This window comes from Rhodanobacter sp. FW106-HT46G03, from assembly GCF_058789895.1.
This window is the reverse complement of the sequence record NZ_JBYTCC010000001.1, coordinates 3,341,233-3,365,597: the sequence shown is the minus strand read 5'-3', so window position 1 is coordinate 3,365,597 and position 24,365 is coordinate 3,341,233. Positions and strand designations below refer to the sequence as shown.

Annotated in this window: 19 protein-coding genes; 18 read left to right on the top strand and 1 reads right to left on the bottom strand. The window is 65.7% G+C overall.

The features are described from left to right. The first annotated feature begins 3 nt into the window (after positions 1-3). The 5 genes from AC3WP6_RS15025 (at position 4) to AC3WP6_RS15005 (ending at position 9,481) form a co-directional block, all read left to right on the top strand. Positions 4-537: a pseudouridine synthase gene (locus AC3WP6_RS15025; protein ID WP_492628419.1), complete on the top strand. Its 534-nt coding sequence runs from the start codon at positions 4-6 to the stop codon at positions 535-537. A 41-nt stretch (positions 538-578) separates the two neighbouring features. Continuing rightward, a complete protein-coding gene (locus AC3WP6_RS15020) occupies positions 579-1,325 on the top strand; it encodes a class I SAM-dependent methyltransferase (protein WP_492628418.1) in 747 nt (248 codons plus the stop codon). Between the two features lie 738 nt (positions 1,326-2,063). Continuing rightward, the gene (locus AC3WP6_RS15015) at positions 2,064-7,049 is read left to right on the top strand and encodes an RHS repeat-associated core domain-containing protein (protein WP_492628417.1); all 4,986 of its coding nucleotides are present in this window, start codon (positions 2,064-2,066) and stop codon (positions 7,047-7,049) included. Between the two features lie 582 nt (positions 7,050-7,631). After that, complete coding sequence (locus AC3WP6_RS15010) at positions 7,632-9,041, top strand: RHS repeat-associated core domain-containing protein (protein ID WP_492628416.1); 1,410 nt, start codon at positions 7,632-7,634, stop codon at positions 9,039-9,041. Next, positions 9,038-9,481, top strand: coding sequence for a hypothetical protein (locus AC3WP6_RS15005; protein ID WP_492628415.1), 444 nt, complete (start codon positions 9,038-9,040; stop codon positions 9,479-9,481). Before AC3WP6_RS15010 ends, AC3WP6_RS15005 begins: the two co-directional genes overlap by 4 nt. Before the next feature lie 82 nt (positions 9,482-9,563). On the opposite strand, the gene AC3WP6_RS15000 is transcribed toward AC3WP6_RS15005, so the two are convergent. Further along, complete coding sequence (locus AC3WP6_RS15000) at positions 9,564-10,361, bottom strand: TatD family hydrolase (protein WP_492628414.1); 798 nt, start codon at positions 10,359-10,361, stop codon at positions 9,564-9,566. Positions 10,362-10,816: 455 nt separating this feature from the next. Here AC3WP6_RS15000 and AC3WP6_RS14995 point away from each other — a divergent pair, with 455 nt between their 5' ends. The 13 genes from AC3WP6_RS14995 to gspD all read left to right on the top strand — a co-directional run bounded on the left by AC3WP6_RS14995 (position 10,817) and on the right by gspD (position 24,319). After that, positions 10,817-11,266 (top strand): post-PEP-CTERM-1 domain-containing protein, encoded by a 450-nt coding sequence (locus tag AC3WP6_RS14995; protein WP_492628413.1) that lies wholly within the window; start codon positions 10,817-10,819, stop codon positions 11,264-11,266. After that, positions 11,263-12,948, top strand: coding sequence for a PA domain-containing protein (locus tag AC3WP6_RS14990; protein ID WP_492628412.1), 1,686 nt, complete (start codon positions 11,263-11,265; stop codon positions 12,946-12,948). The genes AC3WP6_RS14995 and AC3WP6_RS14990 overlap by 4 nt, the downstream gene beginning before the upstream one ends. A gap of 226 nt (positions 12,949-13,174) precedes the next feature. Continuing rightward, complete coding sequence (gene gspE / locus AC3WP6_RS14985; RefSeq protein WP_492628411.1) at positions 13,175-14,890, top strand: type II secretion system ATPase GspE; 1,716 nt, start codon at positions 13,175-13,177, stop codon at positions 14,888-14,890. Positions 14,891-14,998: 108 nt separating this feature from the next. After that, positions 14,999-16,216, top strand: a complete 1,218-nt coding sequence (gene gspF, locus AC3WP6_RS14980; RefSeq protein ID WP_492628410.1) for a type II secretion system inner membrane protein GspF — start codon at positions 14,999-15,001, stop codon at positions 16,214-16,216. 97 nt (positions 16,217-16,313) lie between these two features. After that, the gene (gene gspG, locus AC3WP6_RS14975) at positions 16,314-16,778 is read left to right on the top strand and encodes a type II secretion system major pseudopilin GspG (protein ID WP_492628409.1); all 465 of its coding nucleotides are present in this window, start codon (positions 16,314-16,316) and stop codon (positions 16,776-16,778) included. 65 nt (positions 16,779-16,843) lie between these two features. Further along, positions 16,844-17,332: a GspH/FimT family pseudopilin gene (locus AC3WP6_RS14970; protein WP_492628408.1), complete on the top strand. Its 489-nt coding sequence runs from the start codon at positions 16,844-16,846 to the stop codon at positions 17,330-17,332. A 53-nt stretch (positions 17,333-17,385) separates the two neighbouring features. Beyond that, positions 17,386-17,832, top strand: coding sequence for a type II secretion system protein (locus tag AC3WP6_RS14965; RefSeq protein WP_492628407.1), 447 nt, complete (start codon positions 17,386-17,388; stop codon positions 17,830-17,832). After that, positions 17,829-18,482, top strand: a complete 654-nt coding sequence (locus tag AC3WP6_RS14960; protein WP_492628406.1) for a type II secretion system protein GspJ — start codon at positions 17,829-17,831, stop codon at positions 18,480-18,482. The genes AC3WP6_RS14965 and AC3WP6_RS14960 overlap by 4 nt, the downstream gene beginning before the upstream one ends. Further along, positions 18,479-19,339: a type II secretion system minor pseudopilin gene (locus AC3WP6_RS14955; protein ID WP_492628405.1), complete on the top strand. Its 861-nt coding sequence runs from the start codon at positions 18,479-18,481 to the stop codon at positions 19,337-19,339. The genes AC3WP6_RS14960 and AC3WP6_RS14955 overlap by 4 nt, the downstream gene beginning before the upstream one ends. Then, positions 19,336-20,496, top strand: coding sequence for a PilN domain-containing protein (locus AC3WP6_RS14950; RefSeq protein WP_492628404.1), 1,161 nt, complete (start codon positions 19,336-19,338; stop codon positions 20,494-20,496). The genes AC3WP6_RS14955 and AC3WP6_RS14950 overlap by 4 nt, the downstream gene beginning before the upstream one ends. Then, entirely contained in the window at positions 20,493-21,125 is a 633-nt protein-coding gene (gene gspM, locus AC3WP6_RS14945) for a type II secretion system protein GspM (protein WP_492628403.1), read from the top strand. Before AC3WP6_RS14950 ends, gspM begins: the two co-directional genes overlap by 4 nt. Then, on the top strand, positions 21,122-21,850 hold the full coding sequence (locus AC3WP6_RS14940) for a type II secretion system protein N (protein WP_492628402.1): 729 nt from the start codon (positions 21,122-21,124) through the stop codon (positions 21,848-21,850). The genes gspM and AC3WP6_RS14940 overlap by 4 nt, the downstream gene beginning before the upstream one ends. 3 nt (positions 21,851-21,853) lie before the next feature. Continuing rightward, the gene (gene gspD / locus AC3WP6_RS14935; protein WP_492628401.1) at positions 21,854-24,319 is read left to right on the top strand and encodes a type II secretion system secretin GspD; all 2,466 of its coding nucleotides are present in this window, start codon (positions 21,854-21,856) and stop codon (positions 24,317-24,319) included. The last annotated feature ends 46 nt before the right edge of the window (positions 24,320-24,365 follow it).

The following is a 24,365-nucleotide window of genomic DNA, read 5'->3' as shown; positions in this document are numbered from 1 at the left end:
CCCGTGCTGCTCGCCTTCAACAAGCCGTACGGCGTGCTGTGCCAATTCACCGACGCGCAGGGGCGCCCGACCTTGGCTGACTACATCGGGCAAAAAGACGTCTATGCGGCTGGACGGCTGGATCGCGACAGCGAAGGCCTGTTGCTCCTGACCGACGACGGCGCGCTCGCGCACCGCCTCACCGACCCGCGCCACAAGCAGCCGAAGACCTATCTGGCGCAGGTGGAAGGCATTGCCGGCGACGCGGCGTTGGCCGCGCTCGCGCGCGGCGTCGTATTGAATGACGGCCCGACCCGCCCGGCGCACGCCGAGCCCGCGGCCGAGCCAGGCTGGCTGTGGCCGCGCGAGCCGCCGGTGCGCTACCGCAAGGCCATTCCCACCAGCTGGCTCACCCTCACCCTGCGCGAAGGCCGCAACCGCCAGGTACGCCGCATGACCGCCGCGGTCGGCTTTCCCACCCTGCGCCTGATCCGCGTGCGCATCGGCGATTACGCGTTGGACGGACTTGCGCCGGGCGAGACGCGCGTGCTGCGCTGAGCGGCAATAATCGCGGCACCTGTCGTCACCGGAGTCTGCGCATGGAATTCAAGGACCACTTCTCCGGCCACGCCGAGCTGTATCGCGACGCCCGCCCGGTGCCACCCGCCGATTGGTTCGACTGGTTGGCACAGCAGGCACCGGATCGCGGGCTGGCCTGGGACGCCGGCTGCGGCAACGGCCAAGCCAGTGTGGGCCTTGCCGCGCATTTCGCGCGCGTGGTCGCCACCGATCCCAGTGCCGCGCAGATTGCGCAGGCCGCGGCGCATCCACGCATCGACTACCGGGTGGAGCCCGCCGAACACAGCACGCTGGCGGCCGGCAGCGCAAGCCTGATCGGCGTCTCGCAGGCGTATCACTGGTTCGACCGCGCGGCCTTCCATGCCGAGGTGCGCCGCGTGGCGAAACCCGGCGCACTCGTGGCGATCTCCGCCTACGGCAATTGCAGCGTGAGCCGTGCGGTCGATGCCGTCGAACGGCACCTTTACACCGATACGCTGGGCCCCGATTGGCCACCCGAGCGCGCACTGGTGGATGCGGGTTATGCAGGCTTGCCGTTTCCGTATCAGCGGGTGGATGCGCCGAGCTTCATGCTGCGCGCCGACTGGAACCTTGCCCAGTTCCTCGCCTACCTCCGCTCGTGGTCGGCAACCCAGCGGCACGCGAAGCGCACCGGGGTCGACGCGGTGGCGAACGCTGCGCCTGAACTGGCCGTTGCCTGGGGTGATCCCGACCGGAAGCGTGCGGTGCGCTGGCCGTTCTTCGTGCGCGTGGGTCGGGTGGAGTAATTCAGGGCCGCCGCCGGCCGGAGGCCCCCTCAGTCGCTGCTGCGACGTTCGCTGTGGCGAGTTCGACGGGCTCGCCGCGGTCGAATGCGATTTCCGGCGCTGCGTGCTTCCTCACCTTCCTCGGCCGGTGTATCGGTTCAATCCGCCAACATGTCCTTCGCCGGAAAGGGTGAAGAGTGGTTATGCCCACGCTGGGTTGCGCAAACTCACTCAGCTGCAAGTTCGCAAGATGCTGTTGGTTGACGGAGTGCGGATTCGTGAGTTTATAATCCGATCCGACGTGGGTGACAGGGCGCCCGCGCAAGGGGACAAGGGGATTTGCGACAAGCGGTCGGGCATATCTCGATGATGCCTGCCCTGTGTCGACGATAGATTTTGGGTATCAGAGCGCCTTGATGGGCGCTGATTATGCGTCACCGGCCGGTGACGACGGGCGTACATGTGTGTGCTGTTGCTGACTCGATAAATTGCAGTCAAGTGATTCGGAATACAAGTCCAGGAGGGGTTATGGGCAATTCGACTCGAGTATACCCAGTTGTCGACAGAGCGGTCCGTCGGCTTCGATCAGTCAATAGAGTCGTTCTCCGCATATTCGTCGCCGCGTTGGTTAGCGTGTGCGCAACACCAGTGCTAGCCGACGGAGTCCCCTTTCACGCCGGGGACGTTGTTGTCACTGGTACTTCAGGTTATGGGTACTACTGGGATAGTCAAATCAGGCATTACAGTTCGACCGGTGTTTTGCTTGACACTTTTGACTTGGGTGTCGGCAATACCTGGCCGGCAAGCGTGGCTTTCGATTCGATAGGCAATATGTATGTGCCAATCACGGGCAGTAGCTACAACCCGTCGCAACTTCTCAATACAGTATTGAAGATAAATGGGGATGGCAGTCGAGCTGGCGGATTCGGCGGAACTTATGGCGGTGCCAGTGTCGGCATAAATCAAATCGTATTCTCCAGTAGCGGCAATGCTTATATAGGTGCGGATGGCCTACCGAATAAACCTGCGCCCATCTTCAAGGTTGATGGTCGCGGTAATGTGCTGGCAACCTACGCTGCTCAGTGGGATCCAACCTCTGGGTTTGGGGTGGATTACGCCTATCTGGCCGCCGACCAGTGCACGATCCGCTACACCTCGATGGGGGAGAGCGTAAAGCAGTTCAATGTCTGCACGGGCACCCAAATGCCCAACCTCGTGGATTCATTCCCGGATCCTGCTGCTCAGCCGCCCTACGAATTGCTTTATTCCATTCGGGGCATCGACAACGGCAACATGCTGGTGGGGACGTGGGAGGATTTCGTATACGGGTTGAACAAGGATGGGCACGTCATTCAACAGTACGTTGCGAATGACAGCCCTTATCCCAGCTTGTCCTATGTAGCGGTGGATCCGAAGCAGAAGACGTTCATTGCGCTCGACATGTGGAGCGGCCGGGTCTATCAGTTCGACGTACAATCCGGCGCCCTCTTGTCCAAATTCACTCTCTTCAATGACAACTTTAGTCCAACCAGCATAGCAATCGTTCCCGCCGCCCAAAGTTTGTATGACCCGGGGAAGAACCTCGGCAAGCCGTGCAATTGCGCCGGCGATCCCATAAACCTTGCAACGGGTAATGAATTCCGGGACGATGGCGACTTGTCACTGGGCGCACTCAGCTTCCATCGCTACTACAACAGTGATTCAACCGTTGCTTCGACCCATGTTGGTGCGAACTGGCGCAGCAGTTTCGATCGCAGCATCGAGTACGCCGGCGGCAAAGCGACAGCTGCCACGATCTTCCGTGCTGACGGGCGCCAGCTGAAGTTCACCCTGGCCGCGGGCCAGTGGACCCCTGATCCCGATGTTTCCGACCGTCTCATGGAGCTGATGGATGCTTCTGGCGCGGTCACCGGCTGGGATTATTTCGACGCCGCGACCCGGTATCACGAGGGGTATGACCGGGACGGAAAGCTGCTCTCCATGACGGACACGAATGGCCAGGTTACGACGCTGGCCTACAGTGCGGCCGACACCCCTGCCGGCGTAGCGCCGGCGCCGGGACTGCTGCTTGCGGTTACCGGTCCGCATGGGCGGACGCTGGGCTTTTCCTACGACAGCAACGCGCAGTTGACAGCTCTTCGTGAACCGGACGGTGGTGTGATAGCCTACGGCCATGACACAAAAGGCAATCTGACGTCGGTCACGTATCCCGACAAGACGTCACACCGGTATGTGTACAACGAAAGCTCGCTTACAGGCGGGGCGAATCTTTCCAGCGCCTTGACGGGCAGCATCGACGAAGCCGGCAATCGCTACACCAGCATCGGTTACAACGCCCAAGGGCAGGCCGTCCTGTCGATGCTGGCATCAGGTGTCGAAGAAACGCGGGTCGCCTACAACGCGGGAGGCACAACGACGGTGTCGTATCCGACCGGAGCGCAGACAACGCTGAACTTCGTTGCGCCGTATGGCTCCATGCATACGAGCACGGTGAGTTCCCCCTGCGGGCCCGAGTGCGGACAGCCCAATCGGTCGGCGACGTTTGATGCGAATGGTCGCGTCGCGTCCGCGACGGACTTCAATGGCAGCACCACCAAGACGGCCTTTGGCGCCAACGGCTTGCTGGCACAGCAGGTCGACGCTTCGGGTACGCCTGTGCAGCGCACCACCAGTCTCCGCTGGAACACGTCATTGCGGGTGCCGCTGACACGTATCGTGGCGGACGCCAGCGGTGCTGTCGTCAGTTCCACACAATGGGTCTACAACACTCGCGGCCAACCCCTGGCCCGTTGCGAGATCGACCCAGGCAACCGCGCAGCGAGCGGCTATGCGTGCAGTGTCTCGGGCACCGTGCCGGCAGGGGTGCGCCGCTGGACATACACCTATTGTGACGCGGTGGACGATGCGCGTTGCCCGCTGATTGGCCTGTTGCTGAGTTCGACGGGGCCGCGCACGGACGTGGCGCAGGTCACCAGGTACAGCTACTACCTGGCCAACAGTGCCGTCGACTGCGGCACGCCCGGCGCTGCCTGCCATCAGGCCGGCGATCTGCACACCATCACCGATGCGTTGGGGCATGTCACGACCATCGCCTCCTATGATGCCGACGGTCGCGTCACGCGACAGACCGACCCCAACGGCGTCCACACCGACCTTGCCTACACCCCGCGTGGCTGGCTCGCTTCGCGCCGCGTGGGTGGGGCCACCACCCGATTTACCTACACGCCCTACGGCGCGGTCGCTTCCATGATCGATCCGGATAACGTCACTACCCGGTATGCCTATGATGCCGCCCACCGCCTCACAGGCATTACGGACTCACTGGGCAACCGCGTTCAATACACCTTGGATGCTGCCGGCAACAAGACGGCTGAGCAAGTGCTTGACAGCAACCACGCGGTACGCCGCCGGCTCGGCCGCACCTTCAATATGCGGGGTGAACTGACGAAGGTGGTCGATGGCCTGAACCGGACAGTGTTCAGTGCGAGTGCCAGCGACGGCTACGATGCTAACGGGAACCTGGTGCACAGCGCTGACAGCCTGGGCGTGCAGCAGCGTCGGAGCTATGACGCCCTGGATCGGCTGGTCAGTACGATCGAAAACTACAACGGCACTGATGCGGCGACAAAGAACACCCTGAGCCTGTACGCCTACGACGCATTGGATCGCCTCAATGGCGTCAGCGATCCCGACGACCTTGTCACCAGCTACGATTACGATGGCTTGGGGGATGCCGTTGCGCTGCACAGCCCGGATACCGGCACAACCATGCGTCGCTTCGATGCGGCAGGCGACCTGCTCAGCAGCACCGATGCCAGGGGCGTTACATCGACCTACACCTACGATGCACTGGGGCGCCGGACGGGTGCCGGCTATCCCGACAACACACAGAACGTGGCCTATCGCTACGACGAGGCCAATGGTGTCACCGGATGCGCCCGTTCGGCTCCAGTGGGTCGGTTGACCCGCATCGTCGAGGCTGCCACCACCACCGTGTATTGCTACGACCCCCAGGGGCGTGTCATCCGCAAGCGGCAGATCGTGTCGAGCGGCAGCGACACCGTCGACTACGCCTACACGGCAGCGGGACGGCTCCGGGCGCTTGGCTACCCGGATGGCAGTCGCGCGAACTACACCCGCGACGCGGACGGACGCATTCGTGCCATCGAAGTGGTGCCGGTGCGTGGCGGCGCGGTCACGGCGGTGAACGACGTCACTTACCTGCCGTTCGGTCCGGTTAGTGGCTACAAGCTGGGTAACGGGCAAACCGTCACACGGACCTACGATGCGAACTACCGCTTGACGGACCTCGCCAGCCCAGCCTTCAGCCTGCACGCCGCACGGGATGCGATGGGCAACATCACGGCCATCGGCAACGCTCCCGGCGCGAATCCGGCGACCGAAACCTACAGCTACGATCCGCTGTACCGCCTCACCGCGATCACCCAGGCCAACGGCAGCGCGCTGGAAAACGTCACCTACAACCAGACCGGCGACCGGCTCAGCAAGCGCGGCAGCGGCCTGGCCACGGGCGCGTACCGCTACAAGCCGGGAACCCACCAGCTCGTCTCTACCGGCAATGCGACGCGGGCGGCAGATGCCAACGGCAATACCACCGCGGTCAGGGAGGCCGGTGTCGCCTATGGGCTCGGTTACGACAACCGCAACCGGCTGAGCGTAGCGCAGCTGAATGGCAATACGGTGGCGGCCTATGCCTACAACGCGCTGGGCGAGCGCATCGTCAAGGACCTCAGCGGTCGCAACCCCCATGGCGGACAGGGTGGGCACGGCAACATGCACGGTCCCCGAGGGCAGGGCGGCGGGCGCGGCATCGAACGGTTCGCGTACGACGAGGGCAGCCAGCTACTGGCCGAACACGGGAAGGCGAGCCGTGACTATGTGTGGCTGGACGACATCCCGGTGGCGAACGTGGATACCCGCGGCTTCAGCACCGTGACCTATGTGGTGGCCGATCAACTAGGCACACCGCGGGCCATCAGCAACGGCACTGGTGCCGTGATCTGGCGCTGGGCCTATCAGGGCAATGCGTGGGGGGAGCAGATGCCGACGAGCAACGGGTATACGTATAACCCACGGTTCCCGGGGCAGTACTTCGATGCAGAGACGGGGCTCAGCTACAGCGTCAATCGTGACTACGACCCTGCGACGGCACGCTATATACAAAGCGATCCCATTGGATTAACTGGTGGCTGGAGTACTTATGCCTATGTGAATGGGAACCCTCTGAGTCGGGTAGATAGTCTCGGGCTAATGTGCAACCAACAAGGTTGCTGGAATACGAAGACTGAAATGGCATATGCACAGGCAGGGAATTACGCTATGTACTATCAAACTGCATGCGCTGGTAATGACTCATATGCCTGTGCCGCTGGTGTGGTTGCGACTGGTGTGGGCGATAGTGTCTCTTCTTCGATCGGTGCGAAATTCACTAATGCCAATCTTCACTACGCCCTAAGGATCGGAGGGAGTAAGTGCCCAGAGAAGGATATGGAAAGTATCAGGAATGACTTAATGCGGGCTCGCGTAAAGCAGCTCTCCAAGGCTACGCCAAGCAATCCCTTTAGGGCGACAGCGAAAGATATTTCTGACTTTCACAATGCCATTTTCAAACGCTATGGTGCAACTAAAGGATGGGGTCCGTTCCCCGTTTTCGGTGGGGATATTCCTATCTTCGGTAACACCGGTGGATGGAGGTGGTGTAGTGGAGCGGCCTGCCAACCATGAATGAAAACAAGCCAACCATTTGGAAGGCGACCCTTATTGCTCCGCTTGGAGTACCGCTCTCGATTGTCTTTGTGGTAGCTGTTGAGTCAGTTTTGAATGATGGTATCCCCGGGCTCCGAGATTTGCCGGCTACCATGTTTCTGGTTTTTCTTTTCGGATTGCCCATTAGTTATGGTGTGATGCTCTTTCTGGGCCTACCCTACCTGATATGGCTTCGCTCAAAAAAACAGTTGACATGGGTATTTGTTTGTATTGGCTCCATCGTCTTTGGTTCGACCATATGGTCTGGTTACTGGCAGTTGAGTCCCCATTCACCGCCATTCATGAGCACTATTCCTACTGGGGCATTTATAGGGTTTGTCGTCGGTGTCACTTTTTGCTTAGTCGCAAAGTTGCCAAGTGGCTTTCGGCGACACAGGTAGTGAACGAATAATTTGGTAGCCGAAGACAATGTCAAGTTCACTTCCTAAGGACAAATAACCAATAATTGAGCCCAACTCGATTCGGCTGGTGCTAGCTATTCGGACAATACACAGGACGTGGCTTATCGCTGCGTCGAGACCAACGGTGTCGGGGAATACGATGGGCAACATTACGGCCATCGGCAACGCTCCCGGCGCGAATCCGGCGACCGAAACCTACAGCTACGATCCGCTGTACCGCCTCACCGCGATCACCCAGGCCAACGGCAGCGCACTGGAAAGCGTCACCTACAACCAGACCGGCGACCGGCTCAGCAAGCGCGGCAGCGGCTTGGCCACGGGTGCGTACCGCTACAAGCCGGGTACCCACCAGCTCGTCTCTACCGGCAATGCGACGCGGGCGGCAGATGCCAACGGCAATACCACCGCGGTCAGGGAGGCCGGTGTCGCCTATGGGCTCGGTTACGACAACCGCAACCGGCTGAGCGTAGCGCAGCTGAATGGCAATACGGTGGCGGCCTATGCCTACAACGCGCTGGGCGAGCGCATCGTCAAGGACCTCAGCGGTCGCAACCCCCATGGCGGACAGGGTGGGCACGGCAACATGCACGGTCCCCGAGGGCAGGGCGGCGGGCGCGGCATCGAACGGTTCGCGTACGACGAGGGCAGCCAGCTACTGGCCGAACACGGGAAGGCGAGCCGTGACTATGTGTGGCTGGACGACATCCCGGTGGCGAACGTGGATACCCGCGGCTTCAGCACCGTGACCTACGTGGTGGCCGATCAACTGGGCACGCCGCGGGCCATCAGCAACGGAACTGGCGCCGTGATCTGGCGCTGGGCTTATCAGGGCAATGCGTGGGGGGAGCAGATGCCGACGAGCAACGGGTATACGTATAACCCACGGTTCCCGGGGCAGTATTTCGATGCAGAGACGGGGCTCAGCTACAACGTCAACCGTGACTACGACTCTGCGACGGGGCGATACGCCGAGAGCGACCCGCTGGGGTTGTATGGCGGTCAACTGGGGACCTACGTCTATGTAGGTGGCAACCCAATAGCTTGGACTGACTCCAATGGCCTAGCTTGCAACAGTCAGGGTTGCTGGAACACACCTCAGGAACGGGCTTACGTTCAGGAAGGTGATTGGAAGGACTACTACGCCGCGGCAGGAGCAAATGGTGATACCTACGCTCGCGAAGCAAGTAATGTCGCTAACAACATTGGCTTCCTCTCGGGCGTGACTAATCATCGTCTCGCTTCCTTGATTACCGATCACCTTCCCCGCGGAAAGACCTGTGCCGAAAACGAGACGATCGTCAGACAAAAAATGGAACAGATTCGAAAGGCGCTAGCTGCTGCGAGGGTGGCTCAATTGGATGCAGCAGGAGCGTCTCCAACCAATCCTGTGATGGTAAGCGAAAAGTCAATCGCCAGTTTTCACAATCGGATATTCCAAGATATCGCTGGTGGGACCAAGTCCTCTTGGGGAATTCCAGTATTCGGCGGTGACCTCCCAGGTAGCAACATTCTCGCGAACTGGTGCACGGGGCCTGCATGCCATCCATGAATGTCTCTCGCCGCCCAATATGGTTGGCGTTCGTTATCACCCCGTTACTGACGCCATTGGCGTTCTTTTTTGTCTATGCTGCGTACGTCATGGTCATGGGCTATAACCGACCGGGCCTCTCATGGATTGGATCGTTGGTATTCATGTATGCCTTTGGGATTCCAGTGGGATATCTGACAATCGGTGTCTTGGGATGGCCATGGGTAGCCAAGCTGATCCAATGGGGGAAACTGACCGTCGGTTATATATGTGGCGGAGCATGCCTTATGGGCATGGTTGCATTCACGGCATTCTCGACGTTGATTGGAAGTAATGACCATATTGAAATAAATGGTGTGATCCAAAAGCTTTTGGCAGGATCGGTTGTTGGGGTGCTATCGGGCCTGATATTTTGTGCCGTTGCTGGAGTGCCGACTGCGAGGAAGCCTCGTCCGAGATAGTTGATTCCGTTCCTTTGACCTCCGGGGTGTGCTGGGTCGCGGAAATTGCGCCATGACAACTCCACTTTTGACAGGTACAGAATCAGCCTGAGCCTTTCAAATCAAAGAAGTTCTCCGCCGTGGCCGTGCTGTTCGCTGCGGTGACTTCCGCCGGCTCGCCGCGGCAGCGGGCGACTTCGGCGCAGACGTGGGGGAGGTACATCGGCTCGTTGCGGCGGTCCTTCGGCAGCGGGTGCAGCGTGCGCGGCAGGAGGTATGGCGCGTCGGTCTCGAGCATCAGCCGGGTGGCGGGGATTTCGCGCACCAACGTGCGCAGATGGGTGCCGCGGCGCTCGTCGCAGATCCAGCCGGTGATGCCGATGTGGCAATCCAGCGCGAGGTAATCGCGCAGCGCTTCGCCGCCGTCGGTGAAGCAGTGCACCACCACCGCGGGCACCCGCCCGCGCCATTGCCGCAGCAGGCGCAGGAAATCCGCGTGGGCGTCGCGCTGGTGCAGGAACAGCGGCTTGCCGACGTCGGCGGCAATCGCGAGCTGGCGCTCGAACGCTGCAAGCTGTGTGTCGCGTGGCGAGAGATGGCGAAAGTAATCCAGCCCCGCCTCGCCCACCGCGCGCACCACGGGGTCGTGGGCCAAGTCGCGCAAGTGGGCATCCACTTCGTCGTCGTATTCCGCCGCCGCATGCGGGTGCACCCCAGCGGTGGCCCACAGCACGCCCGGGTACGCCCGTGCCAGCGCCACCGCCTTGTCACTGCCGGTGCGCGAGGCGCCGGTGACAAGCATGCGCGTCACCCCTGCGTCTGCCGCGCGCCGCAACACCGTGGGCAAGTCGTCGGCAAACGATTCGTGGGTGAGATTGGCGCCGATATCGATCAGGGGCATGGGGCTTTCCGAAAAACCATCGGGCATTCTCGCAGAACCGCTGCGGGCGCCGTCGGCAGGGTGGCAAGCGCGACGGATCCAGCCGTGTCGCCGCGCTGCAGGACAGCAACCACCACACGGCGCCGTAGCGAAAGATTGTCGACGCCGGTTTTGGCTGCCCACCTCACTCCGCGCGGCCCGCGTCAGGGAGTGGCTGGTGCCGGATTCAGCAGCGGCCAGCGGCCCTGCCTGCAACGCAGCAAACACCAGAAAAAGTCGTATTGACCGGCGCAAGAACTTTCGATAGGTTCGCCCGAAGGTGCCGGATTTTTGACGCCATCGCCGATCGGGAGGGGCGGGGGCCCCACGGCCTGATCGAAGTCGTGCCGAAACACCATGACGACGTACGCCGCGAGGCGCGCGTGGCCAATTGCGCGCCTTGCACGGGGCGTGCATTTCATCAACGGGAGGGTTGCATGGATACGAAACGGGCAATGCGCAATTCGAGTCTGGCAGTGGCCGGGCTTCTCATGGCGGCAGCGGCCAGCGCGGCCGCACCACAAGCAGCCACGCAAGGTGCGCCGGTAACAGTGCAGGGGGTGCAGGTGGCCATCGATCCGGCGACCGGGCAATTGGTGGCACCCACCGCCGAGCAGCGCGCGGCCTTGTCCCGCGCCATGCGCGAACAAGCTGCCGCCGCGCCGGCGGCGCGTGGTGCGCGACGCGCGGATGCGGGCCCGCGCGACGAAGCGGAGGCGCGGCAAACCCTGCACGCGATCCGTCTGCAGAACGGTGGCGCGGCGCTGGGCATGGCGGTGCCCGAGTCGCTGATGAACAGCCTGGTAGCCGAGCGCCGCACCGATGGCAGCCTGAACATCCATCACGCGGGCGACAGCCAGCAGCCCGCGGCGGAGGTGACCCAATGATCCGCCACAAGGTGCTGTTCCGCGCCCTGCTGGGCGTTGGTTTGCTGGGCTTGGCGGGCTACGTTTCCGCCGCCGAGATCAAGATCGCCAACCAGGATGTGGGCACCGGCCAGGGTCTGGATGACTCGACTCCGGCCAGCCCGGTCGGCGGCAACCCCGGCGCCACCCGTGGCGAGCAGGCGCGCATCGTCTTCCAGTTCGCTGCCGACCTGTGGGGGGCGGTGCTGCAGAGCGAGGTGCCGGTCACCGTCAGCGCCAGCTTCGCCAAGCTCGCCTGCACCGCAAATGCGGGCACGCTCGGCTCGGCCGGTGCCACCTACATCTTCGGGTTCGGAGACCCGGCACCTGCCGGTGCGCTGTCCAACACCTGGTACCACTCGGCGTTGTTCGACGCCTTGGTCGGCGAGGATGCGGCGTCTGGCGCGGCAGACATCCGCGCGCGTTTCAACGGCGCGCTGGGCTCCCCGGGCTGCCTCGATGGCGCGTCCTGGTACTTCGGCCTGGACGGCAAGCAACCGGCGGGTTCGATCAACTTCCTCAACGTGGTGCTGCACGAGATGGCGCACGGGCTGGGCTTTTCCGGCTTCGGCAACCTCATCACCGGTCGGCCGTTGGCGGGGCTACCGGACATCTACAGCACTTTCGTCTTCGACAACAGCCGGCAGCAGAACTGGTACGCGATGACGCCCGTCGAGCGCGTCGCCGCGGCGGTGAACGACGGCCAGCTGGTATTTACCGGCGCCAACGTGAGGGCAGAGGCGCCCTTGTGGCTTACCCCGACATTGATGTTGCGCATCAGCGCGCCGGCGCCGGCCGTGGGTGACTACGCGATCAACCAGGCCGCGTTCGGTCCGACGGCAAGTGTTGCCAACTTCAGCGGCGGCATTGTCGCGGCGGTGACCGGCGCCACCGCAGAAGGCTGCGTGCCGTTCGACAACGCCGCGGCGGTGGCCGGCCATCTGGCGCTGGTCGTGCGCGGGACCTGTGCCTTCACCGTCAAGGTGGAAAACGCGCAGAACGCGGGTGCCACCGGCGTGATCATCGCCAACAACCAGCCCGGCACGATCGTGCCCGGCGGTACCCCGGCCAACCCGGTCAACATCCCGGTGGTGTCGGTGAGCCAGGCCGACGGCAACACGCTGCGCGCCCATCTCGCCGGGCTCACTGGCGGCCTGGCGCTGGGCTCGTCACTGGCCGGTGCCGATGCGGCGGGCAACGTGCAGTTGTACGCACCAAGCGTCTTGGCGCAGGGCTCGTCGTTCTCGCACTACGACACGCGGCTGACGCCGAACGCGTTGATGGAATACGCGATCAACCCGGACCTGATCAGTCAGTTCACCCTCGACCTTACCCCCGCGCTGTTCAAGGACGAGGGCTGGAAGCTCAACGAGGATCATCAACAACTGCTGCGTTGCGACACCGGTATTCCCACCTTCGTGCCGGGCGGGCTGATCGTTGGCGCCAACGTCCTGGCCCATGCCAAGTTGCTGGCAGGGGCCGCCGCCTCGCTGGGCGAGTACCGCGCGGCCATTCACAACTATGCCAGCGAGCTGGCCGCCGACGGGCTGCTGAGCAGGCATGAGGCGACGCGCCTGGATGCCTGCCTGAACCCGGCGGAGACGCGCGATCAGTTCAACGCCTGGGGTCTGGGTGCGGGACATTCCGCCAGCGGCAAGGACTGACATCCCGCAGGCGCCGTGCGGAGGCGCACCCACGGATCCCGCCAGCCTGGCGGGATCCTTTTCCCGGCTGGCTGGAAGGGCAGCAAGTCAGCGCTCGCAGCGTCGCCGCCCGCAGCGGCAGCGGCGAGTAACGCTTTTGTGCGGGTCGGTGGATGTGTTACCAATGGCGGCCGGTCGATAGGCGTCGGGGGGCGCCGGCGGCAGTCTGGTCGAAGCGGGGTGGACGATGTCTGCGGTGGTGGGGTCGGCGCAGGTGGATGATCGCGAGGCGCAGGTATGCGCGTTGCTGGTGGCGCGCGGGCAGCTGAAAGACAGCGACCTCGGCCGCGCACGGCGGCTGCATGAGGAAACCGGCAGCGGCACGCTGACCGCGCTGCTGGTACGGCTCGGGCTGGTCAACGAACGCGACTTGGCCGAGGCGTGGTGCGCGCTGCTTGGGGTGCCGTTGCTGGCGACGCGCGACGCGCCGCCGCTGGCGCCGCCGGATGTCGAACTGTCAGTACGGTTCCTGAAGCAACAGCATGTGGTGCCGGTCAACACCCCGGATGGCGCCTTGGCGCTGGTGGTGGCCGATCCGGCCGATCTGTATCCGCTCGATGCGGTGCGGCTTGCCGCCGGGCGCCCGGTGGCGCTGCGCGTCGGCCTGCGCTCGGAAATCGACGACCTGATCGAGCGCTACTACGGCGCCGGGCGCTCGGCGATGGGCGCGATCGTGGAGAACATCGACGGCGCCGTCAGCGAGGACGACGACGTCGAACACCTGCGCGACCTCGCCAGCGAGGCGCCAGTGATCCGGCTGGTGAACCTGATCCTGCAGCGGGCGGTCGAGCAGCGCGCTTCGGACGTGCACATCGAGCCGTTCGAGAGCCGGCTCAAGGTGCGCTACCGCATCGACGGCGTGCTGCACGAGGTGGAGGCGCCGCCGGCGAGTTCCACCGCGGCGGTGATTTCGCGGGTCAAGATCATGGCGCGGCTCAACATTGCCGAGCGCCGGTTGCCGCAGGACGGGCGCATCCAGCTGCGCGTGCAGGGCAAGGAGCTGGATCTGCGCGTGTCCACCGTGCCCACCAGTTTTGGCGAGTCGGTGGTGATGCGCATATTGGACCGCGAATCGGTGGTGTTCGATTTCGCCACGCTGGGCTTCACCGAGGCGTTCCAGTCGCGCTTTGTCGAGGTGCTCAAGCGCCCGCACGGCATTTTGCTGGTGACCGGCCCGACCGGCTCGGGCAAGACCACCACGCTGTACACCGCGCTGTCGCGCATCAACACCGCCGACGTCAAGATCATCACCGTCGAGGACCCGGTCGAATACCAGATCGAAGGCATCAACCAGATCCAGGCCAAGCCGCAGATCGGGCTGGATTTCGCCGCCGCCCTGCGCTCGATCGTGCGCCAGGATCCGGACGTCATCATGATCGGCGAGATGCGCGATCTGGAAACCTGCCGCATCGCGATCCAGTCCGCGCTCACCGGCCACCTGGTGTTGTCCACGCTGCACACCAACTCCGCTGCCGGCGGCATCACCCGCATGCTGGACATGGGGGTGGAGGACTACCTCCTGGGTTCCACGGTCAACGGCATCCTGGCCCAGCGCCTGGTGCGCCGGCTCGACCCGGAAACCGCGGTGCCGTACGAGCCCTCGCCCGAAGTCATCGCCCAGTTCGAGCTGGAAAAATATGCCGAGGGCAAGCCGATCCGGTTGTGGAAACCGGGCACCAGCGCCGCCAACCCGACCGGCTACCACGGCCGGCAGGCGATCATGGAGTTTTTCGTGATGAGCGACGCCCTGCGCCGCCTCGTCATGCAGCATGCCGACGAAGGCGCCATCGAGCGCGCCGCGCGCGCCGAAGGCATGCGCACCATGTACGAAGACGGCATTGTCAAATCCCTCGCCGGCATCACCACGCTGGAGGAGGTGCTGCGTGTTACGCAGGAGAGCTGAGAATCGGGATTGGGGATTGGGGATTCGACAAAGCGGGGACTCGCGAGCTTTCGGCTGTTTCGAATCCCGAATCTCGAATCCCCAATCTCCGGCGGCGGATCGCCGCCCATGAGCCAATACCGCTACAAGGCCGTCACCGAAAGCGGCGAGATGCTGGCCGGGCAGATGGAGGCGGCGAGCGTCGACGAGGTAGTGGCGCGGCTGCAGGATCAGGGCCACACGCCGCTCGAAGCCGCGCTTGCGGATGCCGGCGGCGGGGCATCGGCGCTGGCGGCGCTGTTCAAGCGCGGGCCGTTCACCGGCGACCAGCTGGCGCAATTCACCCACGAGCTGGCGACGCTGCTCGGCGCCGGACAACCGCTGGACCGCGCGCTGGGCGTGCTGATGGACCTGCCCGAGAGCGAGCGCGCGCGCAAGCTGGTGGAACACGTGCGCGACCGCGTGCGCGGCGGCATGCCGCTGTCGCAGGCGCTGGACGAGGAGCACGGGGTTTTCCCCAAGCTGTACGTCGCGCTGGTGCGCGCCGGCGAGGCCGGCGGTTCGCTCGAAGCCACGCTGCGGCGGTTGGCCGACTATCTCGAACGCTCGCAGCAGCTGCGCGGCAGCATCGTCAATGCACTGATCTATCCGGCGTTCCTGTTGGTCGGCGTGCTGGGCTCGCTGATTTTGCTGCTGGCCTACGTGGTGCCGCAGTTCGTGCCGATCTTTGCCGACATGCAGGTGCCGATACCGCTGATCACCCGCGTCGTGCTGGCGATCGGCAATGCGCTGCAGGCGTGGTGGTGGCTGATGCTGCTGGTCGCGATCGGCGGCGGGTTTGCGCTCCGGGCGCGCCTGCGCGATCCGGCGGCGCGGCTGGCCTGGGATGCACGCCTGCTGCGCCTGCGCGTGGCCGGCCCGCTGCTGCTCAAGGTGCAGACCGCGCGCATTGCGCGCACGCTCGGCACCTTGCTCAAGAACGGCGTGCCGTTGTTGGCGGCACTGGCCATCGCGCGCCAGGTCACCGCCAACCGCGCGCTCGACGCCGCGCTGGCGCAGGCCCACGAACAGGTCAAGGAAGGCTCGGGCCTTGGCCTCGCGCTCGGCCAGACCAAGGTGTTTCCGCGCCTCGCGCTGCAGATGGTGCAGGTCGGCGAAGAGGCCGGCGACCTCGACGGCATGCTGCTCAAGATCGCCGACACCTTCGAACTGGAAAGCCGCCGCGCGATCGACCGCCTGCTCGCCGCCCTCGTGCCCGCGCTGACGATCGTCATGACCGTCATGGTCGGCTTCATCATGGCCGCGATACTGCTGCCGCTGCTCAGCTTGACCAGCAGTATCCAGTAGAGCCGGGATTGGGGACTGGAGATTCGGGATTCGTAAAAGCGGGTGTGCGGCGAGAACTCGGCTGTTCTTTATTGCCAATTTTGACGGAGATAATCGGATGACTGTACGGCCTGCTGTTTCCAATCCCCAATCCCGTATCCCGAATCCCGGCCATGCGCGCCGCGCACGCGCGGCGGGCTTCACCCTGCTCGAAATGCTTGCGGTGATCGTGCTGATCGGCGTGATCGCCACGGTGGTGGCGCCGCAAGTGATTAAGAACCTGGACAAGGGCAAGTACGGTGCCGGCAAGACGCAGCTCACCATACTGTCGCAGAAGATCGACAACTACGTGGTGGACAACGGCACCCCGCCGCAGCAATTGACGGAACTGGTCACCAAACCGGCGAACGCGCCGAATTGGCAGGGGCCCTACGCCAAGGAATCCGAGTTGAAGGATCCGTGGGGCCATGCGTTTGGCTACAAATATCCCGGTGACCACGGCACCTACGACCTGATCTTCTACGGCCAGGACGGCAAGCCGGGCGGCGAGGGATACAGCAAGGACGTGGGGAATTGGCAGTGAGGCAGGGATTCGGGATACGGGACTGGGGATTCGGCCGAGCGTTGCGCGCAAGCGTGCGATGCTGCGTGGGCTCGCGCCCCGAATCCCGTATCCCCCATCCCGAATCCCGCCAGCAAGGTTTCACCTTGCTGGAAATGCTCGCCGTCATCCTGCTGATCGGCATCGCCGCGGCAGCGGTGTCGGTGTCGGTGACGCAGGGGCTGGCGAGTGCGCGGGTGAATGCGGCGAGTGGCGAGATCGCGGCGGCGCTGCGGGCCACGCGCACGCAGGCGATCGTGCGGCAGCGCGAGGAAACCTTTGACGTCAACGTGCAGACCGACACCTGGAGCGGCGCGAAACGGCGCGACGTACGCCTGCCGAAGGGCCTCAAGCTGTCGGTCACCAGCGCGCTCGAAGACCGCCCGGATGCGCACACCGGCCGCATCCGCTTTTTCCCCGACGGCAGCTCCACCGGCGGCCACATCACGTTGTCCAGCGGCCAGCGTACCTGGCGCATCAACGTGTCATGGCTGACCGGCGGCGTCGCGGTGGTCGACGAGGTGGCACGACGGTGAGGCCGGGATTGGGGAGACGGGATTCGGGATTCGGGGCGCAAGCCCCCGCCACGGTGCGCACTTGCGCGCTGCGCTCTGCCAAATCCCGAATCCCGAATCCCCAATCCCGGCAACAAGGCTTCACCCTGCTCGAAGTCATCGCCGCGATCATGTTGCTCGGCATCGCGTTTGCGGCGCTGCTCAAGGTGGCGGGCGGGGCGATGGCGTTGTCGCGCAACGCGGCGGCGCACGACGAAGCCGCGTTGTGGGCGCGCAGTGCGCTCGATAGCGCCTACGTCACTGAGGCGGTCACGCCGGGCAGCCGCAGCGGCAAGTTCAACGCGCGGTATCGCTGGACGCTGACCACCACGGCATGGCAACCGCCGGGCAGCCAGCCGGGGGAGAACGCGCTGGGCCTGTACCGGCTCGACCTGGCGGTGCGGTGGGGCAGCGCCGCGCATCCGCAGGTGGCGCACTTCGAGACGTTGCGCCTGGGCCCGGCGCAGGCGGACACGCCATGAACCACGCGCGCGGTTTCACCCTGCTCGAAGTGCTCGGGGCGCTCGCCTTGCTGGCGCTGCTGCTGGTGGGCGTGTACGGTGGCATCCGCAGCGCAACCCACGGTGCACGCAGCGGCACCGCGGCGATCGAACGCATGGACGCGATCAGCGCGGCGCAGGGCTTTTTGCGGCGCGAACTGGCGCAAGCGCTGGCGCAGCCGATCGGGACGGACGACCACGGGCAACCGGTGTTTTTCGCCGGCAGCGCGCACGAGATGCGGTTCGTCGCGCCACTGCCGGGTTACCTCGGCACGCTCGGCCCGCAGCTGCAGGTGTTGAAACTCGTCGCTGGCGGCCAGGACGGTCAGCGCCTCGAATATCAGCTTGCCATGCTGCCGCCCGACGGCAGTGCACCGACCGCGCTGGGCAAGCCGCAGGTGCTGCTCGACCACATCAAGCAGGGCGGTTTTCGCTATCGCGGCCGGGATGCCAGCGGCGCCGACGTGGCCTGGGGCGACGACTGGCCGGATGGCAGCCGCCTGCCGCAGCTGGTGAGCGTGCGGCTGGTGCTGCAGGGAGCTCATGACTGGCCCGACCTCGACGTGCCGCTGCGGGTGGACGCCGGCGCCGCGGTGGGCCGGGTCGGTCTGCCGTCGGGGGCGGTGCGGTGAGCGCGCCGCGTCGCCAGCGTGGGGTCGCGCTGCTGCTGGTGTTGTGGGCCTGCACCCTGCTGGCGGTGGTGCTCGGCAGCTACGCCGTGCTGGCGCGCACGCAGGCGCTGCAAGTGCGCTACCAGTTTGCGCAGACGCAGGCGCATTACGCCGCCGAGGCCGGCCTGATGCGCGCCATCCAGGCGCTGCAGGATGGCAACCCCCAGCGGCGCTGGGCCGCCGATGGGCGCGATTATCCGTTCGCGTTTGCCGGCGCCAGGGTCGATGTGCGCATCGTCGACGAAGGCGGCAAGGTGGATTTGAACGCGGCCTCGCCGGAAGTGCTGACCGGCCTGTTTCGCGCCGCGGGCATGGACCTGCCGGCTGCGCAGGCACTGACCGCCAACGTGGTGGCCTGGCGCGGTTTCCTCGGCAGCACCAGCCAGGCGCAGCACGACCGCGCGGCATACGTGGCGGCCGGACGCAGCTACGGCCCACGCCACGGCCCGTTCGCCACGCTGGAGGAATTCCAGCAGGTGCTCGGCGTGACGCCGGCGCTGTACGCCAAACTGGCACCGGCCCTCACCATCTGGTCCGGGCGCGCGGTGCCCGACCCGAATGCCGCGCCGCCGCTGGCGCTGGCGGCGATTCCGGGGCTGAATCCGGCGCAGCTGGCGGCGGTGCTGGCTTCACGAAAAAAAAACGCGCGCACCGGCGGCACACTCATTGCCGGGGGAATCACGCATAGTATTCACGCTCGGGCCGAGCTGCCCGATGGGGCACGCGCGACGGTAGTGGCCACCATCCGCTTGCGGCCGGGCGCCACGGGCGCGCAACCGTATACGGTGCTGCGCTGGCAGGAGGGAGACCGCGAATGAGCGCTGCAACGACGTCGCTGCGGCAGTGGATGGATCGCGCGCAGGTGGCCTGGCGGGCATCGCCGGCGCCGGCGTTTTTCGCCTGGTGGGGGGGCGAGCTGGCCGCGTGCCTGCCGGCGCGCTGGCGCGCCGCATTCGGCAGCGGCGCCACTTGGTACCTGCTGCGCGCCGAGGGCGCCGAGTGGCGCGTGAACCGCGCCGGTGCGGCGCCGGTGCTGGCGCGCTGGCGCGACGATGATCCGGTGCCGACGCCGCAGGCGACGCTGGCAGCGGCTTGGCAGGGCGTGGATGCCGTCGATCGCCGGCTGGCCGTGTTGCTGCCGCCGGACGAGGTGTTGCGCCGCGTGCTGCAGGTACCGCTGGCGGCGCGGCCACGGCTGCAACAGGTGGTGGGCTACGAGCTGGATCGACAGACGCCGTTCACCGCGGCGCAGGTGTATTGCACCGTGCGTGAAACCACCCAACCGGCGCCGGCCGGGCAGCTCGCCGTCGAGCTGTTTGTCGTGCGCCGCGACACGCTCGACCCCTTGCTGGCGCGTCTGGCGACGCTGGGCATCGGCATCGATGCGGTGGATGTGCCGGCCGGCGATGCGCGCACTGGCATCAACCTGCTGCCGGCGGATCGCACGCTGCGGCGCACCCGGCCGCGCCTGCGGCTGAACCTTGCGCTCGGCGCGGCTTGCGTGCTGTTGCTGGGGCTGCTCATGGGCGCGTGGCGGCACAACCGCGAGGCCGCACTGGCGCAGATGCAGACCCAGGTGGATGCGATGCACGGCGCAGCCGCGCAGGTGGCGGCACTGCGCAAACAGTGGCAGGACGACGTCGGCGCGGCAGGTTTCCTCGCCCAGCGCAAGGCCCGGCGGCCGAGCGTGCTGGCGGTGCTGCTCGACCTCACCAAACGCCTGCCGGCAAGCGCGTGGCTCGAACGCTTCTCGCTCGACGATGGCGGCCAGATCGGCTTTCAGGGCCAGAGCCCGCAGGCCGCCGGGCTGCTCGACCGGCTGAAGGGTTCGGCGCTGATCGACAACGCGAGTTTCCAGGGCAGCATCCAGGCTGACCCTGCCTCGGGCAAGGAGCGGTTCTACATGGTGGCCCAGCTGCATGATCCGAGTGCGGCCGGGCGCGCCGCGCCGGCGGACGCGGGGAGTACGCGGTGAAGGCGCCCCGGCTCAATGCGCGCGGCCAGCGCATCGCCGCCATCGGCTTGTTGGCGTTGGCGCTGGTGCTGGCGTATTTCCTGCTGCTGCATTGGTGGTTTGTCGCGCCGCTGGCCGCGGTGGACGCCCAGATGAGCGAGTTGCGCGATACCCAGGCGCGCTATGCCGGCATCATTGCGGAGAAGCCGCAGCTGGCACGCAGGCTGGCGGCGTTGGGCAGCGGGCGCGCGGCAAGCAGCGCGTTCCTGCCCGAGAACGATCCCAACACGGCGGCCGCCGACCTCATGCAACGGGTGGTGGATGCGGTGGGCGCGCACGCCGCGGGCGGCAGCTGCGAAGTCACCCAGAAGATGCCGGTGCCGGGTACCGACCGTGCCGACGGCGAGCCGTATCGCAAGGCCACCGCCAACATCAGCCTGCGCTGCGACATCGAGCCCCTGGTGGGCGTGCTGCAGGCGCTGGAGCAGGGCACGCCGTATCTGTTCGTGGACAACCTCAGCATTTATCGCAACCCGGTCGCGGCGCAGCAGGCCAGCACGCCTTCGCTCGAGGTGCAGTTCAGCCTTTCCGGCTATCTGCGCCCGGTGGCTGCGCCAGCCGCCAACGCCATGCCGGAGGCCACACGATGAACGCGAAGGCCCAGCATCGTCTGACCCCGGCACTGGTGGTGCTGGCGCTGGTCCTGACGGCAGTGTGGTTCGCGTTGCTGGCGGGTTTCGGGCAGGGCGTGCGCTGGCATGCGCCGCGCACCCCGGCATCGTTGCCGGCGGCACGCACGTTGGCCGCCGCGCCTACCGTGCATCCGGTGGCCGAATTCGCGCCAGTGTGGCAACAGTCCCTCTTCAGCCCCAACCGCAAGCCCGAGGCGCACGCGGCGAACGGTGGTTCCGCCCTGGGTGATCTGCAGCTCACTGGCGTCATCATCACCCCGCGCTGGCACATGGCGCTGTTGCACGACAAGACCAGCGGCCGCGAGCTGCGCCTGCACCAGGGCGAGCGCATGCCGGGGGTGGATGTGACGGTGGTCGAGGTGCTGCCGCGGTCGGTGATCATCGACTCCGCGCAGGGGCGCACCGAGCTGAAATTGCCGGCGGGCGCGCCGATCGACGTCGCCAAGGGCGCGCCGGATGCGCGTGGCGCACCGCCGCCACCGGCACCGTCGTCGTCCGCACCCTCCGTGCCGGGCGCCGCCAGCATGCAGCGCGTGACGCCGGCGATCGGCCAGGATGCGCCGCGTCCGTCACCGCCGCCCGCCTACAGCGCCCAACAGCTGGAACGCCTGCGCAAACTCAAGGCTGCCGTTTTGCAGCGCCGTGCCGCCGACGCGGCCACGACTCCCGAAGGAGCTCAGTGATTCATGTCCCGCCAGTCCACCCGGTTTTCCGTAGTTTCCCGCCCGCGTACCCGGCTGCCACGAGTGGCGCTGGCCCTGTTGCTTGCGCTGGGCATGACCGGTTGCGCAAGCGTGGCGCCGCAGGCCGACGACGCCTCGCTGCAACGCGAGGCGATGGCCGGCACCCATGCGCCGGTGCCGGCACCGTTGCCGCTGGCCAACGACAAGACCACCGCCTCGGGTGCGGCGGGGTTGCCGCAGGTGAGCCTGGGCAGCGGCCAGTTCGTGCGTGCAGTGGGCGGCGCCACGCCGCACAAGGCGGCCTCCGGCAGCAATGCGGTCACCTTCAATTTCGAAAACCAGCCGGTGCAGGCGGTGGTCAAGGCCATCCTCGGCGACCTGCTGCACAAGAACTACACCATCGTGCCCGGCGTGCAGGGCAACATCTCGTTCTCCACCTCCGAGCCGGTGGCGACCGACCAGGCGCTGCCGATCCTCGAAACCCTGTTGGCGTGGACCGGCAATGCGCTGGTCGAGCGCAGCGGCAGCTACGTGGTGCTGCCGGCCAAGGACGCGGTGGGCGGCAACCTGGTGCCCAGCCTGGGCGCGATTGCGCCGGCCGGCGGGCTGCAGGCGCGGCTGTTTCCGCTGCACTACATCTCCGCGGTGGAGATGCAAAAGCTGCTGAAGCCGTTTGCGCGGCCGGAATCCATCCTGCTGGTGGACCCCACGCGCAATCTGATCGCGCTGTCCGGCACCCCGCAGGAGCTGGACAACTACGCGCGCACCATCCGCACCTTCGACGTGGACTGGTTGCGCGGCATGTCGGTGGGCGTGTTCAACCTGCAGCACGCGGACGTCGACCAGTTGATGTCCAAGCTGGACGAAATGTTCGGCCCCAAGGGCGACACCCCGATGGCGGGCATGCTGCGCTTCATTCCGATCAAGCGCACCAACGCGCTGGTGGTCATCAGCACCCAGCCCAACTATGTGGACGAGGTGGGCCGCTGGATCGCGCGCATCGACCAGGGCGGCGGCAACCAGCCGCAGTTGTACGTGTACGACGTGCGCAATATCAAGGCCTCCGACCTGGCGCGCTACCTGGCGCAGATCTACGCGCCCAACGGCGGCAGCGGCGGGGCCGGCGGCGGTGAAGTCGGACCGGGCCTGACCGCCGGCACGCTGGGCAGTGCGGAAAATGCGCGCGGCAGTGCCAGCGGCATGGGCAGCATGGCCGGCAGTTTCGGCAGCAGCAACACCGCGGGCGCCGCCGGCATGGGCTCCCGGCTGGGCAGCGCCAGCAGCGGCGGGTTGGGCAACGTCGGCGGCCTGGGCGGTACCACCGGCGGGGTGACCGGCGGCATCGGTGGCGGCGTCAGTGGCGGGCCGGTGTCGAGCACCCGCTATGGCAACGCCAACGCCGCCAGCCAGGACCAGCAATTCGTCTCCGGCGACGGCAGCATCCGCATCAGCTCGGTGGACGCGAACAACCAGCTCATGGTGCGCGCGCGGCCCTCGCAGTGGACCGAGATCGAAGCCGCCATCAAGCGCCTGGACACCATCCCGCTGCAGGTGCAGATCGAAACCCGCATTCTCGAAGTGAACCTCACCGGGCAGTTCCAGTTCGGCGTGCAGTGGTATTTGCAGGGCCTGGCCGGCGCCACCTCCAGCACCAACGCCAGCGGCGGCACGGTCATCACCCCGGGGCATCCGTCCAACCCGCGGCAAGGCGCGCTTGGCGGCGGCGGCAACACCTATGGCGGTGAGCCGTTCTTCTACTCGTTCCTCAACAACCACATGCAGGTCGCGGTGCGCGCGCTGGAGGACAACGGCAACACCAAGACCTTGTCCGCACCCTCGCTGGTGGTGATGAACAACCAGCCGGCGCAGATCCAGGTGGGCAACCAGGTGCCGATCAACCAGAACTACATCACCACCGGCATCGGCAACGGCACTGGCGGTTTCGGCGCCGTGGGGCAGGTGCAGTACCTCAATACCGGCGTGATCCTCAAGGTGGTGCCGCGGGTCAATCCCGGTGGCCTGGTGTATCTCGACATCGACCAGGAGGTGAGCAACCCCACCACCCGGGACCAGAACGGCAACTACACCATTGCCGACCGCAGCATGCAGACCCAGGTGGCGGTGCAAAGCGGGCAGACCGTGCTGCTGGGTGGCCTGATCCAGCAGAACGAGGGCATCGACGACACCGGCGTGCCGGGCTTGAACCGCATCCCCATTCTCGGCCGCCTGTTTGGCACCACCAGCCGCAACCGCAGCCGCACCGAGTTGATCGTGCTCATCACGCCGCGCGTCATCCGCAGCAGCGAGGAAGCGCGCCAGGTGACCGACGATTACCAGCGTGCGTTCGAGTCGCTGCGCCCCTTGCGCACGACGCCGGCCGCCGCGCCGCAGGCCAGCACCTATCCGCTGCCGCCGGCCGCCTCCGGTGCCGCGCCAGCGGTGTCGAAGCCGGCCCCGCGGCAACCGTAGGCGGGGCGCGCGGGCCGGGGTCAGCTCTCCGTCCTGTCCCGCCGAA

Coding starts and splice junctions, on each gene's coding strand:
- AC3WP6_RS15020 (WP_492628418.1), top strand. CDS start 579: ATGGAATTCAAGGACCACTTCTCCGGCCACGCCGAGCTGTATCGCGAC.
- AC3WP6_RS15010 (WP_492628416.1), top strand. CDS start 7,632: ATGGGCAACATTACGGCCATCGGCAACGCTCCCGGCGCGAATCCGGCG.
- AC3WP6_RS15005 (WP_492628415.1), top strand. CDS start 9,038: ATGAATGTCTCTCGCCGCCCAATATGGTTGGCGTTCGTTATCACCCCG.
- AC3WP6_RS15000 (WP_492628414.1), bottom strand. CDS start 10,361: ATGCCCCTGATCGATATCGGCGCCAATCTCACCCACGAATCGTTTGCC.
- AC3WP6_RS14995 (WP_492628413.1), top strand. CDS start 10,817: ATGGATACGAAACGGGCAATGCGCAATTCGAGTCTGGCAGTGGCCGGG.
- AC3WP6_RS14990 (WP_492628412.1), top strand. CDS start 11,263: ATGATCCGCCACAAGGTGCTGTTCCGCGCCCTGCTGGGCGTTGGTTTG.
- gspE (WP_492628411.1), top strand. CDS start 13,175: ATGTCTGCGGTGGTGGGGTCGGCGCAGGTGGATGATCGCGAGGCGCAG.
- gspF (WP_492628410.1), top strand. CDS start 14,999: ATGAGCCAATACCGCTACAAGGCCGTCACCGAAAGCGGCGAGATGCTG.
- gspG (WP_492628409.1), top strand. CDS start 16,314: ATGACTGTACGGCCTGCTGTTTCCAATCCCCAATCCCGTATCCCGAAT.
- AC3WP6_RS14960 (WP_492628406.1), top strand. CDS start 17,829: ATGAACCACGCGCGCGGTTTCACCCTGCTCGAAGTGCTCGGGGCGCTC.
- AC3WP6_RS14950 (WP_492628404.1), top strand. CDS start 19,336: ATGAGCGCTGCAACGACGTCGCTGCGGCAGTGGATGGATCGCGCGCAG.
- AC3WP6_RS14940 (WP_492628402.1), top strand. CDS start 21,122: ATGAACGCGAAGGCCCAGCATCGTCTGACCCCGGCACTGGTGGTGCTG.
- gspD (WP_492628401.1), top strand. CDS start 21,854: ATGTCCCGCCAGTCCACCCGGTTTTCCGTAGTTTCCCGCCCGCGTACC.